The organism is Thermostichus sp. OS-CIW-30, from assembly GCF_054060215.1.
The window spans coordinates 1-16,799 of sequence record NZ_JBSSCZ010000028.1 but is presented as its reverse complement, the minus strand read 5'-3'; the positions used below and the strand labels follow the sequence as shown (position 1 = coordinate 16,799).

The window sequence follows — 16,799 nt, the reverse complement described above, 5'->3', positions numbered from 1 at the left end:
CGCGGACTGCAAGTAACTGCCGGCTCTCCTCATCTATCCGATGGCTCTGGTGTTTTGCTCTCAGCTCATCCAGGCCAACCTCTCCCTGGCCGGCCAAGTCAAAATGGTAGAATTGCATCGTTAATCAATCAATGTCCTTCATTGGCCTAGGCTTGCCCATGCTCCAAACCCTACAAAAGCTCCTCGGGGATCCTAACGATCGGAAGATCCGGCAGTACCGTCCTGTCGTCAAGTTGATCAACTCGCTGGAGATCGAGATCGCCTCTCTTTCGGATGCGGAGCTCAAGGCCAAGACCACAGAGTTTCGCCAGCGCTTGGACAGAGGAGAATCTCTGGACGATCTCTTGCCGGAGGCGTTTGCCGTGGTGCGGGAGGCCGCCAAGCGGGTCTTGAACTTGCGCCATTACGACGTACAGCTCATCGGCGGCATGGTGCTGCACGAAGGCCAGATTGCCGAAATGAAAACCGGCGAGGGGAAAACCCTGGTCGCCACCCTGCCTGCCTACTTGAACGGCCTGACTGGGAAGGGGGTTCACATTGTTACCGTCAACGGCTACTTGGCCCGTCGGGACTCGGAGTGGATGGGGCAGGTGCACCGTTTCTTGGGCCTGACGGTCGGTCTAGTGCAAGAGGGCATGTCACCCGAAGAAAAGCGCCGCAGCTACAACTGCGACATTACCTACTGCACCAACAGCGAGCTGGGCTTCGACTACCTGCGGGACAACATGGCCACCGATATCAAAGAGGTGATGCAACGGCCCTTTAACTACTGCATCATCGACGAGGTGGACTCAATCCTTATCGACGAGGCCCGCACTCCCCTGATCATCTCCGGTCAGGTGGCTCGCCCCTCCGAAAAATACCTGCGGGCAGCCCAGGTGGCGCGGGAGCTGATCCGAGATGAACACTATGAGGTGGATGAAAAAGCCCGCAACGTCATCCTTACCGACGAGGGGTTTGAAGCCGCCGAGCGGTTGCTGGGGGTCTCTGACCTGTTTGATCCCAAGGATCCCTGGGCGCACTTTGTCTTTAACGCGGTGAAGGCCAAAGAGCTCTTCATCAAGGATGTCCACTACATCGTCCGCAATCAAGAGGTGGTGATCGTGGACGAGTTCACCGGGCGGGTGCTCCCCGGCCGCCGCTGGTCTGATGGGCTGCACCAGGCGGTGGAGGCCAAAGAGGGGGTGCCGATTCAAAGCGAGAGCCAAACCCTGGCCACCATCACCTACCAAAACCTTTTTCTGCTCTATCCCAAGCTTTCCGGCATGACGGGCACGGCTCGCACTGAGGAGGCCGAGTTCGGCAAAACCTACAACCTGGAAGTTACGGTGATCCCCACCAACCGACCCATCCGCCGCAAAGATGCCCCCGACTTGGTGTACAAGACCGAAAGGGGCAAGTGGCAGGCGGTTGCCGAGGAAATTGCCCACATGCACGCCCAGGGGCGCCCCGTCCTTGTGGGCACCACCAGCGTGGAAAAATCCGAACGCCTCTCGGCCATGCTCAAGGAAATGGGGATCCCCCACAACCTCCTCAACGCCAAGCCAGAAAACGTGGAGCGGGAGGCGGAGATCATTGCCCAGGCGGGGCGAAAAGGCGCTGTAACCATTGCTACCAACATGGCCGGTCGAGGCACGGACATCATCTTGGGAGGCAATGCGGAGTACATGGCCCGCCTCAAGCTGCGGGAACGGCTGATGCCCAAGCTGGCTCAATTGGACGCCGACAACCCCTTGGGATCCGTTCAGATGGTGGGACGGGGGGGTGGCCAGGGATTTGGTGGGACAGCACCCAAGCCGAAAAAATCCTGGACGGTGGTCTCCCCCAATTTTTACCCCTGTGAGCTGTCGGCCCGCACCAACCAAGCTTTAGACGAAGTGGTGGCAGCAGCCGTGACCAAGTATGGGCTGAACCGTCTGCCAGAGCTGGTGGTGGAGGATCTCATCGCAGTAGCTTCCGAGAAAGCGCCGGTGCAGGATCCGCTAATTTTGCAACTGCGGGAGGTTTACAACAGCATCAAAGCCGAGTACGAAAAAATTACTGAGGCTGAGCACGAAGAGGTGGTGAGGCTGGGGGGCCTGCATGTGATCGGTACGGAGCGCCATGAATCCCGCCGTATCGACAACCAGCTGCGGGGCCGCGCCGGGCGACAAGGGGATCCCGGCTCCTCGCGGTTTTTCCTCAGCTTGGAAGACAACCTGCTCAAGATTTTCGGTGGCGAGCGGGTAGCCAAGCTCATGGACACGTTCCGGGTGGAGGAGGATATGCCCATCGAGCTGCCCAGCAGCATCCTGGAGAACGCGCAGAGAAAAGTGGAAGTGTACTACTTCGACATGCGCAAGCAGGTGTTCGAGTATGACGAGGTGATGAACAACCAGCGGCGGGCCATCTACTCAGAGCGGCGGCGCATCTTGGAGGGGGAAAACCTCAAGACCAAGATCCTTGACTATGTGCGCAAAACCGTTGGCGAGATCGTGCGAGCGCATGTCAACCCAGAGCTGCCCCCGGAAGAGTGGGAAATCGACAAGCTGACTGCCAAGATGCAGGAGTTTGTGCCGCTCCTGAAGCAGAACCTCAAGGTTGAGGATCTGCGGGATCTCTCCTACGAGCAGATCTTGGACTACCTGATCAAGCAGGCAGAACTGGCCTATGAGGCCAAAGAGGCTTTTCTGGATACCTTTGAGCCCGGTTTGATGCGCAAGGCAGAGCGCTTTTTCCTGTTGCAACAGGTGGACACCCTCTGGCGGGAACACCTGCAGCAGATGGAGGCGCTGCGGGAAGCTGTGGGCCTGCGAGGCTACGGTCAGAAGGATCCCCTGATCGAGTACAAGAACGAGGGCTACGAGCTGTTCCTGGAGATGATGGACAACATCCGCCGCAACACGGTGTACAACCTATTCATCTTTACGCCCCAGATTGTGCAAGTGCCCCAGGCGGCGCGACCGGCTCCGGCACCCACTGCGGCTGCCAGCCCTGATCCCAGCTCTGCTTCAGGGGTGATGGAAGCCGATTTCACGGAAGAATAATTGGCGTAGAGAGAAGTCAGCGGGGGAGCATGACTCTAGTCAATGATAAGCTCAACTATACTGAAAATAATGTATAATATGTTCAGTACGGATTACTACCAGTTGATCTTTCTGTTTACTTTCGAGTCTGCCAACATGGTAGCCAAAGCAAAGCAGAAAATTGGTAGTAAGACGACACGGAAACTGCGCTTTGGGTATTCTACTCAAAGCTTTGCGGGATACCGCCATTCTGGTTGGAAACAAACAGAATGCTATCGCTGCATAGTTGAACAGTGATGTTCAGCAGTGTTCAGCGTAAATGTATCAGGAGGATCTGTCGTAATGCCTCTTTCAGTTGTGGGTACTGGAAGGTAAAGCCCATCTGCAAAGCCGCTTGCGGGATCACTTTCTGCCCCGTCAAAACCACTTGAGCTGCCTCGCCCAACAGCAGTTCCAACGCCAGCTCCGGCACAGGCAACCAAGAGGGGCGACCCAAGACCTGGCCTAAGGTTCGGCAAAACTCTTCCATCTGCACCGGGTTGGGAGCGGTGGCGTTGAACACTCCGGATCCCTGCCCCAGCAGGAAGCAGACCAAGCTCACCCAATCCTCGCGGTGGATCCAAGACAGCCATTGTTTGCCGGAGCCGATCGTTCCGCCGATAAAGAACTGAAAGGGGGCCAGCATCTGCCCCAGCGCTCCTCCATCCGGCCCCAACACAATCCCTGTGCGCACGATGGCCAAACGGATCCCCAATTCCTCAACCGGCCGGGCGGCAGCTTCCCAAGCTTGACAGACTTCTGCCAGAAAATCTTGGGCCGGGGGATCCGTCTCTGTTAAGGGTTCTCCTGCCGGATGGGATCCGTAGTAACCCACCGCCGAGCTGCTGATCATCACCTGGGGCTTTTGGTTGAGGGAGGCGAGGGCTTGGACAAGGGCCTGGGTGGTTTCCACACGGCTACGACGGATTTCTTTTTTCTTGGTCTCTGTCCAGCGAGAAGAAGCCAAAGGCTCTCCGGCCAAGTTGACAATCCCCTCGTACCCTTCCAGGGCGGCTGCCCAGGCTTGCGGTTGGTGGGGATCGTAGGGCAGCAGCTTGAGGTTGGGGGATTCCCCCAAAATGCGGCGGGCCTGCTCCAGGCGGCGGGTCAAGACCAAAACCTGATCCCCTTGCTCCAGCAAACGGGCCACCAAGCGACGCCCGATAAAACCACTCCCCCCCGTGATGGCAATGCGCATGATGTGGATCCGACTTGCATCTGCACAAGCCCTGTGCCGCCCTTGTCCTTTGAACGGTGCAGAGCCTTTCCGCTATTCGAACCTCTAGCCTAGCGCGTTTCCTGCCCCGCGTTGGCCATTGCCTGGGATCCCGCCATCCGTTTGCTGAGCTTGGCGAAGTGGCAGAGCCCAAGAAAGCCCAAGAATAAAAATGTTTTGCGGCAAAGCGTAAACTACCCGACTCCGACCGCTAAGCGGTACGGAGCGGGCTTTCAGCAGCCCTGAGCCTGCTTTGCTCTACCAGAGAACAAAACAGGCCCGAACCTCTAGGCTGGTTTACGACAGCCCCCAAAAGCGCAATCACATTCGCACCATTAAAGTCCGCATCCCCTTCCCATCCACAGTGTCCACACTTGAACGACTTACCACTGCGGTAGGATTGCGCAGGGTCGGGATGGATGTGCAGGCACTTGTGGCAGGTCTGGCTGGTGTAGGCGGGCGGCACCAGCACCACAGTCACCCCCGCAACTCTCGCCTTGTATTCCAGAAACTGCCTCAGTTGGTAGAACGCCCAACTGTTGGCCTGCCTACGCTCTGTCTTGCTGCGTGGCTGTTGATTGACTCTTTCACGGATCCCTGTCAGGTCTTCCAGAGCAATAGCGCTGTTGGTAGCTTTTGCCCTAGAGACAATAGCTTTGGAGATGCGATGATTGACCCACGTTTGGAAGCGTCTCTCCTTGCCAGACAGCCGTTGCAACAGTTGACGGCATCTGCGCCGCGAACTGCGTGTGCCCTTACTGGCTTTACGTTGGAGTGCCGCCCTCAATCGGGAGTAGTGGTCTCGAACTCGGCTCAACTGCTGTCCATTCCAGTTGTCCCCTTCTGAGGTATGAGCGATATCCGTCCTTCCAAAGTCCACCCCGATCACCTTGTCGGCATCTTGTTGCTTGGGTGGCTTCTCCTCTACGCAAATCTGGATGTAATAGGAGCCGTCCTCCCGCTTGACCAGGGTGGCGGCTTTGGGGTTGGAACCAGCCAGTATTCCACGCTGGTAGTTGCCAATGGCTAGTTCAAAGCGCTCTCGCCCTTCCACCGTGGTCAGCGACACCGTCCAGTCTTTCTCGCGAAATGAGAAGATACGTGCATCGTAGGTAACGAACCTACGCTTGAACTCTTTAACCGGACGGTTGCGCTGTCTCGCCACTTTGCGAGCGCCCGCCACCCGTCTGCAGACCTGCTGGGCCAGATTACTGGACAAGCCGAACCGAGCTCGAATCTCGTAGTAGCAAAGGGATTGCAACTTGACCGCGTTGACGATCTTCTCCGGCGTGTTCTGGTTGACCCAGTTCAATGCCTGCACAAAGACATCCATCGTCGCGTCCAATTTAGCGGCTTGCGACTGGGACACCTTGAGCTTGCAGGAGATGGTCAGGACTTGGCTCATAAGTTCATTGTACTTCATCAAAGCGCATTCCTCCCGACACTGACCCTACGGGTACAGTGCGGGGCTCCTGCGCTAGTAAGCTGACACACCTGGAAAAATCGGCTTCAATAGGCCCTAGCTGCGCTTCTTGGCAGCAGAGGTGGTTCATCGTCCCCCTATTTTCTTCCCTTCACCCGTGACACCCAAGTCTTCTTCCCGTACCCCGGCTCGCCACGTGTCTATGCGTGCAGAGCAGGTTGCTGGGCCGCGGCTGGACATCTCTGTTGCTCCACGAGTGCATCGCTCCCAAGGGCAGGGATCCCTGGTGCGAGCAAACCTTCCCCCTAGGCAAGGATCTCCGTCTTCTCCCCCAATTTCCAGTCGGCGGACGATCCCTGTCCAGCGCTCCCGCCGGCGCGGACGGCAAGAACCTGGCCACGAGCCTCAAGTCTGGGAGATGGCCTGTCACATCGGGGTGAATGTCTTGTTTACGGTGGCTGCCCTCAGTGGTTTGTATCGCCTCTTGCCGGTGCAGTTGGCCCAGCATCACCGGCTCCAGGTTCTGGAGCGGCATATCGAGGTCTTGTCCACTCGGATTTCTCGGCTGCAGGAGGGGGTGGATCGGGGTATGGATCCCTTGCAACAAGAGGCCCTGATCAAGGAACGGCTGAATCGGGTGCCGCCCAATCAAATTCAGGTGCGTTTGGTGGATCCCAGTACTCTGGTGGCGGACGATGAGAAGGACGCCCCCCTTCCTGGATCGGGCAGTCCACCCAGTCGCCTGCCAGGCCGTAGCTAGGATTGTTTGAGAAGCAGGGCCACCTCTTTGGCAAAGTAGGTGAGGATGATATCGGCGCCAGCCCGCTTCATGGCCAGCAGGGATTCCAACATCACTTTTTTGCCGTCGATCCAGCCCTTTTGTTCGGCGGCTTTGATCATGGCGTACTCGCCGCTGACGTTGTAAGCGGCCACGGGCAGATCCGTTGATTCCTTGACTCGGTAGATGATGTCCAGGTAGGCCAGGGCCGGCTTCACCATCACCATGTCCGCCCCCTCGGCTTCGTCCAGCTCCACTTCCTTGATGGCTTCCCGAGCATTGGCGGGATCCATTTGATAGCTTTTCTTGTCTCCCGATTTGGGTGCGGATCCCAGGGCATCGCGGAAGGGACCGTAGAAGGCAGAGGCATATTTGGCAGAGTAGGCCAGGATCGCCACATCGGTATAGCCTTGGTCGTCCAGGGCCTCCCGAATGGCGCCGACGCGACCATCCATCATGTCCGAGGGGGCCACAATGTCGGTTCCCGCCTCTGCTTGGGAGAGGGCTTGCTTGACCAAAACTTCCACCGTCTCGTCGTTGAGGATCACCCCATCCCGCACAATGCCGTCGTGGCCGTCGCTGTTGTAAGGATCCAAGGCCACATCGGTTACCACCAAAATCTCGGGAATTTCCTGTTTAATCCGCCGCACCGCCCGCTGGATCAAGCCTTCCGGGTTGAAGCACTCCCGCCCGGTGGGATCCTTTTTCTCTTCCGGCACCACCGGGAACAGGGCCACCGCCGGGATCCCCAGTTGAGCGGCTTCTTCCACCTCCTTTAGCAGCAGGTCTAGGGTGTAGCGGTAGCAGCCGGGCATCGACTCCACTTCCTGCCGCTGGTTCTCCCCCTCCATGACAAACAGGGGATAGATCAGATCCTGCACCCGCAGGTGGGTTTCCTGCACCATCTGGCGGAAGGCCTCTGTGCGCCGCAGCCGACGGGGACGGTAGATCAGGTCTTGGCTCATGGGAGCAGCAGGAAAGAGGGCGTTTCTATTTTGCCATGAGGTCGGTAGGGGCTGAGCTGGTCGTCCGGCGAGAGGCGACATCCGGGGCAGAGGGGAAATGCCGAGCCAGCCAGCGGCGAAGGGTCTCTTTTACCGCTTCCGCTTGGCAGTCGTGTAAAAGATCGTGGCGGGACTGGGGAAAATCGTGGATTTCTCCCTGGGGCAGCCGACGGGCAAAATCCACAGCTCCGGCAGGATTGACGACGATATCGGCAGAGGTGTAAAGCAGCAAAACCGGCAGGCGGAGCCGATGGGCTTGGTCGAGGCAGCGCTGTCCACTGCGCACCAGTTCGGCTGTGAATCTGGCCCGCGTTACACCGCACATGTAGGGATCCGCCGCAAAGGCGGCTTGCTGCTCGGGTAGGGAAGTCACCCGCGCCGGCTCGTAGAGGCCAGTTAAGGCCAGCTGGGGAGCAACCCTGTCCAAAACTTGCAGAAGGGCGTGGGTAAAAGGGGTGAAATAGTGGTCGATGCGAAAAGCGGGAGAGATGAGGATCAGGCCCTGCACCTGGCCGGGATGGGCAAGGGCATATTCCGTAACCCAGTTGGCCCCCGCGCTATACCCACACCAGATCTGCGGGATCCCTTTCTGCGGCCAGACCTGCTGGGCGATCCTCTCCAGATCCGCTTGATATTGGCTGAAGCGGTCGATCCAGCAGCGGATCCCGCCGGAGCGACCAAATCCCCGCATGTCGGGAGCCAAAACCTCCCACCCTTGAGCAGCCAACTCGCCGGCCAAAGGGCAAAACCCGCCGCCGTGATCCCCTTTGCCGTGCAAAAGCAACACCCTTCCACAAGGGGATCCCTGGGGCCAGTGGTGCAGAAAAGCCGGGATCCCATCGGAAAGCAGCAACTCCTGGGGCCGATAGATCCCCGACGAAGGTTGCGGCTGAGCTCCCGACCGCCCATCCAGAACCTCTAAGTGGCCTAACCGATCAAAAGGCATGGGCAAATCCAACACACGTCCGGCAAGACCCGGCAAAGCCACAAATCCTATCTTCCTATGTCCCAGTCGCCCGCGAGCGCTGCCGCCGCTGATGAGTTGCAATCTTTGTTTCCAGCCCAGCATATTTCTTAACAATCTCTGCTCTTGCCGGGGATCCCCGACATGCCGGGCTTTGCAGCCTTTTCTGAGGATGGGATGAAAGGATCTCTCGGGGGGAGACTGGGGCCATTTGCGGGAAAAAGGCCCTCTGAGAGGTATGATGTTGTGAAGAAGTTTTGCGGGGTCTCAGGTTGAACGGGATCCCCTCTCTGGGGTGGTTCACCCTTGTTTTACGATTGCCTTATCGCTTCATCAGTTCACTCAGTCGGAAACGGGTTGCTGAAACTATGCTGTTACTGAAAATCTCTGTTTACGCGGTTGTCATCTTTTTTGTGGGGCTTTTTGTGTTTGGTTTTTTGAGCAACGACCCCTCCCGCAACCCCAACCGTCGAGACCTGGAGTAGGGGATCCCGCCTTGGGCAGCTTGCGAACTCCAGTGATAACTGGCTCATCGCTTGAGGGAGCATGCCTCTGGCCCTGTTTTTGCCGAAACTTGCTGGTTGCCCTAGCTATGGGAGAACGGATGCCCAGGGAGCTCCTGCTGGCGGGGTAGCGACAAAGTTGCTGCTGGTCATGGGTTGCAGCAGCGGTGAGCGAGATTCAGTCTTGTTGCAACTCCGTCCCGCTGGCACGACCTGTGGCGGCCATTCCCCTCTGGAGTGAATGGCCTCGCCTCAAAGCTGGCAACTCGGCTGGCTCACTGGAAGGCGGTAATCAGCAATGTCTGGGATCCGGAGCGATTCTGTTGGTCAAACGCGGTAATCCGGAACTGCCAAACGCCGATGGGATCCCCGAGGGCAACGCGGAAATCGGTACTGAAGCTACAAAAGGTGGCCCCAGGGTTACAGCCGGCCTGCTGTGGGCTGAAGAATTCCCTTTGCACGCGCACGCCACTGGGGTTGAAAGTTTCCAGCTCGATGAACTGCGTTGGACGAGCACCGCCGGGCACACTCACCTGCACCGTGAAGGCCGGCGTGGAGGTGCCCACCCGCACCGAGGTGGGCGCATTGATAAACGAAACCGTTGGGCCTTGGGGTGGGGGCAGGATCGAGCCCCCTGAGCTGCCGCCATCTCCACAAGCAGCCAGCCCAGTGGCCAAAAGGCCAGTGGCCAAAAGGGTGAGAGCAGTCCGTTGCATCCCGCAGTTCCTCACGCAAACCCATCCATCCTGGCAAGACTTGACCAGAATCTGTACCACCGCTTGAGCGGCACAGCTCTAAGTTACTTTCTGCCGCCGCAGCCTGAGAAAGGAGGCGCCCCGACCCAAATCTGCATGGGCCTTTGCGCACAGTTGATTCCCTTGCTTCAGAGCAGCAGCAAGCGCCGCAACAGCAACGCTATCACCGCAACAAAGCTGGCCACGATGAGCTGTCCCGGCAGAGTATAGCCGGAGTAAAGCCCTATCAACCTCAGCAACTCCCCATTCCAGGGTTGTGTGGCCAAAAGGTAGAGAATCCCGGTCAGGTGAACCAAGGCCAAAGCCACCAAGCTGCCGGATCCCAACTCTTGGAGGCCCACCGGGGAGTCAGGGATCCCTCCTGCCCACCGCTTGGCATCGGCAGCGCGTTGGCGGGCCGGGGGAGAAGGGTAGGGATCCCGTTGCGGAAAAGCAATTGTCCCGCAGGCCCAGGCTCCTGGCAGAAACCCCAGCAAGTAGCCAAAGGCAGGCTGGTATAGGTACTGCCACCCTCCCCCTTGGGCAAACACCTGTAGCCCTGCCAGCCCCAACCCTAGGTAGACGATCTGGGCGCACACCGCCGCCACCGGCCCCGCCAAACAAGCCGTCAGCAACACGCCCCCAATTTGCAGCGAGAAGCTGTATCCCCCCAACCCAGGCAGCCCGGGCGGAAAACTCAAATGGGTTAGGGTGCCCAAAATGGTCAGGAGGACCCCAATCGCCGTCCAAAGCCATTCCAGAGGAGTTAAGAGCAAGCCAGACCGCATAAACCGAGAGGAAATTTTTCCCTATGCTAAGAAAGGGAAGGGGCAGATGGGGTGGGCAAAAGGTGGTCAAGGCAGAGTGGATTGAACTGGCCCAGGCCCTGGCCGATGCTGCCGGAGCGGTGATTCGCCCCCTGTTTCGCGGAGAACTGCAAGCCGAATACAAAGAGGCCCGCTCCCCAATTGTGACGGTGGCCGACCGGGAGGCAGAGCGAGCTATGCGGGCTTTGCTGATGGCCCAAGTGCCAGAACACAGCATCCTTGGCGAAGAGTTTGGTTTTCACCAGACGGGATCCCTCTACACTTGGGTTTTGGATCCCTTGGATGGCACCATCGCCTTTTCCACCGGCAAGCCCACCTTTGCTACTCTGATTGCCCTCTTGGAAGAAGACCGCCCCATTTTGGGCATCATCGATCAGCCGGTGTTGCGCGAACGCTGGCTGGGGGTGCGGGGACAACCCACCCAATGGATGACCCCCTCTCACCGACAGGCTGCTCAAACCAAGGCCAATACCGACCTCAGCCGCGCCTACTTGAGCTGTACCACCCCTGATTTGTTCACCCAACCCGACCAACAACGGTGCTTCCAGGGGCTCAGCCAAGCAGTTCACATTACCTCCTATGGGGGCGATGGCTACCAGTACGGCCTGCTGGCCAGCGGCTGTGTGGATCTGGTGATGGAGTGTGGCCTTGCCCTCTACGATTTTGCTGCCCTTGTGCCGGTGATTGAGGGATCCGGTGGCGTGATTACCGATTGGCGAGGGGATCCCTTAACCCGCACCTCCACGGGAGAAGTGTTGGCGGCAGCCAACCCCAGCTTGCATCGACAGGCCCTGGCCGCGATTCAAAAAAGCGGGATCTACCCAGCGAAATAAGCAGGCTCATTGCCAGGTTTCCACTTGATGTTGCAGCCCAGGCTGGGCTTTTGGTCGGGATCGATGGGCTTGCCGGCCAGAAGGTTATCCAGCGCCGCCCGCAAATCTTTGCCCGTCACCGGCACATCGGTCAGGCTGGGACGGCTGTCGTCCAGTTGACCCCGATAGACCAACTTGCGATCCGCGTCGAACAAGAAAAAGTCGGGGGTGCAGGCGGCGGTGAAGGCTTTGGCCACCTCTTGGGTTTCGTCGTAGCAGAAGGGGAAGGTAAAGCCCAAGGTCTCGGCCATCTTCTTCAAGTTCTCTGGGCTGTCATCCGGGTATTTCTCCACATCGTTGGCGCTGATGGCTACAATGCCAACGCCGCGATCCTTGTAATCTCTGCCAAGGCGGGCCAGCTCCTCTTGCACGTGCTTCACATAGGGACAGTGCTGGCAGATGAACATCACCAGCAGGGCCGGCTTGTCGGCAAAGGTGGAGAGGGAGATGGTTTGGCCGCTCACCACATCCGGCAGGCTGAAGTCAGGGGCTGGGGTGCCCAAAGGCAGCATGGTTGAGGGGGTACGGGCCATAACAAACCTCCGGCGTAAGGTTTCCTCAATCATTGTGGATCATCCTGCTGATACATTCACGCTGAACTCTCCTGAACATGGTTCAGGAAAGAAGCGATCGCATCCTGCCTATCTCTGAGCAGGAAGGCGGTATCCCGCAAAGCCCTGAGGAATACCCCCCGAGCGCTTTCCCCCTTCACTTCCCGGCAACCGTTGCGGTGGACTCAAGGATCAGGGGGAAACTTGGTCTACTATATCCCTCTCAATGACTTTTGCCAAACCGCCTAAAGCTCAGTAAATTCAGCAAAGTTCAGGGTTTTGGGGGTTAGAGGCATGCTCCCACAGGAGCCGTCGCAAGGGGATCTTGCCGGCAAACGGGAGCGCCGGAAGGGATCCCAAGCAGGCCGGGGACAGCTTTTACAATTGGATAAGGTTGGCAACAAGATTGTTGGGGAGCTGAGCCTTGAGCACCGCCGTCTTACCTGCTGCTCCTTTGGTGGATACTCACGTCCACCTCAACTACCCCGATTTTGCCGCGGATCTGCCCCAAGTGGCCGAGCGCTGGCGTCAGACGGGGATCCGGCGTTTGGTGCATTCTTGTGTAACACCGGCAGAATTCCCCCAGTTGCAGGCCATTGCCGACCAGTATCCGGAAGTATTTTTGTCGGTGGGGCTGCACCCTTTGGAGGCGGGCCAGTGGCAGCCCGATTTGGCCGAAAAGATCGCCCACCTGGCCGCCAGCGACGAGCGAGTGGTGGCTATCGGGGAGACGGGCCTGGATTTCTACAAGTCCAACCCGGCGGATATCGAGCGGCAAAAAGAATCCTTCTGGGCCCAGATTGCCATTGCCCAAGCGCAGGATCTGGCGTTGATCGTCCATTGCCGCGAGGCGGCAGCAGCCACCTACGCCATCCTCAAGGAGGCCATGGCCACGGGGGGGCCAGTGCGGGCGGTGATGCATTGCTGGAGCGGATCCCCGGAGGAGACGCGGCTGTTTGTCGAGCTGGGCTGCTTCATTAGCTTCAGCGGCATTGTTACTTTCAAAAATGCCGAGACTGTCCGCCGGTCGGCCTTGGAGGTGCCCCTATCCCAGCTTTTGGTGGAAACCGATTGCCCTTTTCTGGCTCCCACCCCCTTCCGCGGCAAACGCAATGAGCCGGCCTATGTGCAGCGGGTGGCCCAAACCTTGGCGGAGCTGCTTGGGATCCCACCGGAAAAACTGGCAGAAGAAACCAGCCAGAACGCTGCTCGCCTGTTTCGGTTGCCTCTCCCCTAGCTCTGCTTTCCGAGGGCGCGGGTGAGCCGTAGGCCATTCCCGGCTCCAGATCTCAGGCGATTCCAACCCGGGAAACCCTGAGTTACCGTTTTTAACTTTTTCTTTAACTTTTCTTTTGAACTCCGACTGCTCTTCTCAAGGGCATCCTATGCTGGAAAAAAGGGATGTATTTTTAGGTACTTTCCGCTAATTCCAGGGGCTAGGGGCTTGCAACTATGGATACTGAAACGTGGGCTGCCGCAGCTCGACCCAGCCGAGATGCCCTCATCAACCGCATCACCCACCAGATTCGGCAATCCCTGGAGCTGGATCAGATCCTGAGGGCGACGGTGGAGGAGGTGCGCGCCTTTTTGGGTACGGATCGGGTGAAGGTGTACCGCTTCGACCCGGAAGGGCATGGGACGGTGGTGGCGGAAGCACGAGGCGGGGAGCGGCTGCCCTCGCTCTTGGGGCTGACTTTTCCGGCAGGGGACATTCCCGAGGAGGCGCGGCGGTTGTTTCGCCTAGCTCAGGTGCGGGTGATTGTGGATGTAGAGGCGCAGAGCCGTTCCATCAGCCAGCCGGAGTCTTGGGGGTTGTCTGCTAGGGTTCCTCTGGGCGAGCCGCTGCAGCGGCCCGTGGATCCCTGCCATGTTCACTATTTGAAATCCATGGGGGTGGCCTCTTCCTTGGTGGTTCCCCTGATGCATCACCAGGAGCTATGGGGGCTGTTGGTCTCCCATCATGCTGAGCCTCGTCCCTACTCCCAAGAAGAGCTGCAGGTGGTGCAGTTGCTGGCGGATCAAGTTTCCATTGCCATTGCTCAGGCGGAATTGCTGGAGCAAGCGCGGCAAAAGGCGCAGCAGGAACGCCTAATCAACCAAATTGCTGCCCTGGTTTATTCGCCCCTACACCCGGAGACGACCTTGACCACGGTGCTGGAGCAGCTTGCTGCCGGTTTGCAGGGGATCGGGGCACGGCTGCGGATCCACTTTATGGGCGCAGACACCCTCTGTTGTCATGGCGTGCAACCCCCGGCCAGCTACGACACCTGGCTACAGGAGCAGCTCGGAAGGGCCGGAGGAGCGGGGGGCTGGGTCAAGATGTGGTCGCTCTCCCACTTGGAGAAATGGCCGGAGCTGCAAGAGCAGATGAAGCAGACACCCATTCGTGGCCTGCTGGTGGCCCAGCTCGCCTGGAATGACCAGCCGGTGGGCTGGCTGAGCGTGTTTCGCGGGGCCGTTTACCAAGAAACCCACTGGGCGGGCTACCGTTGGTTTACCCAGGGGGATCCCAGACAAGAACTGCCTTTGATCTCTTTTGCTGCCTGGCGGGAGCTGAAAATTGACGAGCCTAAGGCTTGGTCAGCTGCAGAGCAAGAGCTGATGAGTCGGGTCGGGGTACATTTGGCCCTGTCCATTACGCAAAATCAGCTCTACCGGCAGTTGCAAACCCTCAACGCCCGTCTGGAGCAGGAGGTGCAGGAGCGGACGGCGGCCCTGCAGCGATCTCTGGCTATGGATGCCCTCTTGCAGCGGGTCACCGACCAGGTGCGCAGCAGTTTGGAGGAAGCCCAGATCCTGCGGGCAGTGGTGCAAGAATTGGCTCTGGGGTTGCCCATTCAAGGTTGCGATCTCTGTCTCTACGATTGGGCATCTGGCCAGGCGACGGTGCGCTATGAATACACCTCTGCTCTACCACCTGCCGGTGGGATCACCCTGACCTTGGCCGACTACCCCGATCTTTACCGGCACCTGCAAGGGGGTCAAGCGGTGCAATTCTGCCACTTGCCTGGGCAGGGCTGGATCCCCCGTCGGGAAGGGCTGACCCTGCTGGTGTGCCCGCTGCGGGATGACCAAGGGGTGCTGGGGGATCTCTGGCTGGCGAAGCCGGCAGCCAAGTGCTTTGATGAACTGGAGGTGCAGGTGGTGCAGCAGGTGGCGGATCACTGCGCCATTGCCATCCGCCAGGCCCGCCTCTACCAGGCTTCTGTGCAGCAAATTGGTGAGCTGGAGCGCCTCAACCGCCTCAAAGATGATTTTTTGAGCACCGTCTCCCACGAGCTGCGCACCCCCATCACCAACATGAAGATGGCCATCCAACTGCTGAAAACCGCCCGCGCCCCCCAAAAACGAGAGCAATATCTCAAGATTTTGGAGCAGGAGTGTGAGCGGGAGGCGGAATTGGTCAACGATCTCTTGGATCTGCAGAGGCTGGAGCAGGGATCCAAAACGCTCCATCTGGAAGAAGTGCCGCTGGCAACCTGGCTGCCCAGCGTGCTGGAGCCGTTTCTACAGCGGGCCCAGGCCAACCAGCAACGGTTGCAGTGGCAGATTGCGCCAAATGTGGGCAAGGTGCTCACCGATCGGGGCGGCCTGGAGCGGGTGGTGCAGGAGCTGGTCAACAACGCCTGCAAGTATACTCCCCCAAGGTGCAACATCTGGGTAACAGCGCAGCGCTCTGGCCCGCAGCAGGTGGAAATTCGGGTGATCAACGAGGGAGTAGAAATTCCCCACAGCGAGTGGGAGCGCATCTTCGAGAAGTTTTACCGCATTCCCAGCGGGGATCCCTGGAAGCGGGGCGGCACCGGCCTGGGCCTGGCTTTGGTCAAGCAGTGGATGCAGCGGCTGGGGGGCAGCGTCTCGGTGGAGAGTTCTCAAGGCAAAACCTGCTTTACCCTGGTGCTGCCGCAGGGATCCCTGCCTGTGCAGACCTCACCCCTAGCCCACAACTGTGCCTAGCCACATGAGCAATGCCCACTCAGAAGCGTTGCGTTTGGCCGCCGAGCAGTTTAACCGGGGGGAATTTTACGCCTGCCACGACACCCTAGAGGCCCTGTGGATGGAGGCAGTGGATCCAGAGCGGCGCTTCTACCAGGGGCTTTTGCAAACCGCCGTGGCCTACTATCACCTGCAAAACGGCAACCGCCGCGGCTGCATGATCCTGCTGGGGGAAGCTAACCGCAAGCTGGCGGACTTTCTGCCCACCTACGCCGGATGGGATGTGCAAGCCCTGTGGCAGGCTAACCAGGGCATCCTGCGGCATCTTTCTCAACTGCAACCCCAGGATCCCCTGCCTTACCTGGCCATCCCCACCCTGAGTTGGGTTGAAGACTGACCTGAGCAGGCCCAACAGCGGCGCTAGCGCTTGGAGCGACGGGCTTTGCGCTCAACTTCGTTGCGTCGCCGCCGATCCCGCCAGTCGATGAAGGTAATGTAGCCAACGCCCAGGGTTACGGCTGTCAACAGCAAAAAGATGCTTCCGTAGGCGATGCGGGCGACCAAGGGAAGATCGGTTTCCATGGTGTGAGCGGGGGTAACCCCGTCAATATCGGCGGCAGGAACAACAAGATGAATGCAAGATGGATGTGAGGCTCAATCCAGGCATGACAAACTACATGCCGTTGCGCCCCCAGACCACCAGGGCAATGGAAAGAACGAAGAAGGTGGGGACGGCAATCCAGCCAAGGGTGATGATGTCCATAGGTCTAGCCCAGCTAAAGAGGGGTTATCTCGAGGTGATCCCATTTTACGAGAGGAGATCCCTTGTCAACGGACATCTACGAACACCTGTTTTCAGCTAGAAATCGCAGGAGCCCCGCACTGTACCCGTAGGGTCAGTGTCGGGAGGAATGCGGAAGTTATGATAGAACCATGACCCAAGTCCT

At 58.8% G+C, this 16,799-nt stretch carries 16 protein-coding genes and 1 pseudogene; 8 read left to right on the top strand and 9 right to left on the bottom strand.

Going from position 1 to position 16,799, the window contains the following annotated elements:
* The first annotated feature begins 158 nt into the window (after window positions 1–158).
* Both secA and ACVWZF_RS11765 read left to right on the top strand, forming a co-directional pair.
* Window positions 159–3,026: a preprotein translocase subunit SecA gene (gene secA / locus ACVWZF_RS11770; protein ID WP_457411537.1), complete on the top strand. Its 2,868-nt coding sequence runs from the start codon at window positions 159–161 to the stop codon at window positions 3,024–3,026.
* A gap of 81 nt (window positions 3,027–3,107) precedes the next feature.
* A pseudogene (locus tag ACVWZF_RS11765) lies at window positions 3,108–3,291 on the top strand (hypothetical protein); the annotation flags it as partial.
* A gap of 24 nt (window positions 3,292–3,315) precedes the next feature.
* Here the strand turns inward: ACVWZF_RS11765 and thyD are convergent.
* Window positions 3,316–4,242 (bottom strand): thylakoid membrane protein ThyD, encoded by a 927-nt coding sequence (gene thyD / locus ACVWZF_RS11760; protein ID WP_457411535.1) that lies wholly within the window; start codon window positions 4,240–4,242, stop codon window positions 3,316–3,318.
* Between the two features lie 229 nt (window positions 4,243–4,471).
* A complete protein-coding gene (locus tag ACVWZF_RS11755) occupies window positions 4,472–5,665 on the bottom strand; it encodes an RNA-guided endonuclease InsQ/TnpB family protein (protein ID WP_457411549.1) in 1,194 nt (397 codons plus the stop codon).
* 220 nt (window positions 5,666–5,885) lie between these two features.
* On the opposite strand from ACVWZF_RS11755, the gene ACVWZF_RS11750 reads away from it, so the two are divergent.
* Entirely contained in the window at window positions 5,886–6,443 is a 558-nt protein-coding gene (locus tag ACVWZF_RS11750) for a slr1601 family putative cell division protein (RefSeq protein ID WP_457411547.1), read from the top strand.
* Here the strand turns inward: ACVWZF_RS11750 and hemB are convergent.
* Both hemB and ACVWZF_RS11740 read right to left on the bottom strand, forming a co-directional pair.
* Entirely contained in the window at window positions 6,440–7,426 is a 987-nt protein-coding gene (gene hemB, locus ACVWZF_RS11745) for a porphobilinogen synthase (protein WP_457411533.1), read from the bottom strand. The genes ACVWZF_RS11750 and hemB overlap by 4 nt on opposite strands.
* Before the next feature lie 25 nt (window positions 7,427–7,451).
* On the bottom strand, window positions 7,452–8,411 hold the full coding sequence (locus ACVWZF_RS11740; protein WP_457411531.1) for an alpha/beta hydrolase: 960 nt from the start codon (window positions 8,409–8,411) through the stop codon (window positions 7,452–7,454).
* A 386-nt stretch (window positions 8,412–8,797) separates the two neighbouring features.
* Between ACVWZF_RS11740 and ACVWZF_RS11735 the strand changes: the two genes are divergently transcribed.
* On the top strand, window positions 8,798–8,914 hold the full coding sequence (locus tag ACVWZF_RS11735) for a photosystem II reaction center protein I (protein ID WP_011434021.1): 117 nt from the start codon (window positions 8,798–8,800) through the stop codon (window positions 8,912–8,914).
* Between the two features lie 293 nt (window positions 8,915–9,207).
* Here the strand turns inward: ACVWZF_RS11735 and ACVWZF_RS11730 are convergent, their stop codons facing one another.
* On the bottom strand, window positions 9,208–9,648 hold the full coding sequence (locus ACVWZF_RS11730) for a hypothetical protein (RefSeq protein WP_457411529.1): 441 nt from the start codon (window positions 9,646–9,648) through the stop codon (window positions 9,208–9,210).
* A 167-nt stretch (window positions 9,649–9,815) separates the two neighbouring features.
* Entirely contained in the window at window positions 9,816–10,442 is a 627-nt protein-coding gene (locus ACVWZF_RS11725; RefSeq protein WP_457411528.1) for a biotin transporter BioY, read from the bottom strand.
* 35 nt (window positions 10,443–10,477) lie between these two features.
* On the opposite strand from ACVWZF_RS11725, the gene hisN reads away from it, so the two are divergent.
* The gene (hisN, locus tag ACVWZF_RS11720; protein ID WP_457411526.1) at window positions 10,478–11,326 is read left to right on the top strand and encodes a histidinol-phosphatase; all 849 of its coding nucleotides are present in this window, start codon (window positions 10,478–10,480) and stop codon (window positions 11,324–11,326) included.
* Here hisN and ACVWZF_RS11715 read toward each other — a convergent pair.
* Entirely contained in the window at window positions 11,311–11,898 is a 588-nt protein-coding gene (locus ACVWZF_RS11715; protein ID WP_041437584.1) for a thioredoxin family protein, read from the bottom strand. The genes hisN and ACVWZF_RS11715 overlap by 16 nt on opposite strands.
* Window positions 11,899–12,373: 475 nt before the next feature.
* Here ACVWZF_RS11715 and ACVWZF_RS11710 point away from each other — a divergent pair, with 475 nt between their 5' ends.
* The 3 genes from ACVWZF_RS11710 to ACVWZF_RS11700 all read left to right on the top strand — a co-directional run bounded on the left by ACVWZF_RS11710 (window position 12,374) and on the right by ACVWZF_RS11700 (window position 16,249).
* Window positions 12,374–13,153, top strand: coding sequence for a TatD family hydrolase (locus ACVWZF_RS11710; protein WP_457411546.1), 780 nt, complete (start codon window positions 12,374–12,376; stop codon window positions 13,151–13,153).
* A 215-nt stretch (window positions 13,154–13,368) separates the two neighbouring features.
* On the top strand, window positions 13,369–15,873 hold the full coding sequence (locus ACVWZF_RS11705; RefSeq protein WP_457411525.1) for a sensor histidine kinase: 2,505 nt from the start codon (window positions 13,369–13,371) through the stop codon (window positions 15,871–15,873).
* A 4-nt stretch (window positions 15,874–15,877) separates the two neighbouring features.
* Window positions 15,878–16,249: a DUF309 domain-containing protein gene (locus ACVWZF_RS11700; RefSeq protein WP_011434029.1), complete on the top strand. Its 372-nt coding sequence runs from the start codon at window positions 15,878–15,880 to the stop codon at window positions 16,247–16,249.
* 23 nt (window positions 16,250–16,272) lie between these two features.
* On the opposite strand, the gene ACVWZF_RS11695 is transcribed toward ACVWZF_RS11700, so the two are convergent.
* Both ACVWZF_RS11695 and ACVWZF_RS11690 read right to left on the bottom strand, forming a co-directional pair.
* Window positions 16,273–16,434 (bottom strand): hypothetical protein, encoded by a 162-nt coding sequence (locus ACVWZF_RS11695; protein ID WP_011434030.1) that lies wholly within the window; start codon window positions 16,432–16,434, stop codon window positions 16,273–16,275.
* Between the two features lie 91 nt (window positions 16,435–16,525).
* A complete protein-coding gene (locus ACVWZF_RS11690; protein WP_244349857.1) occupies window positions 16,526–16,615 on the bottom strand; it encodes a cytochrome b6-f complex subunit PetN in 90 nt (29 codons plus the stop codon).
* Between the last annotated feature and the right edge of the window lie 184 nt (window positions 16,616–16,799).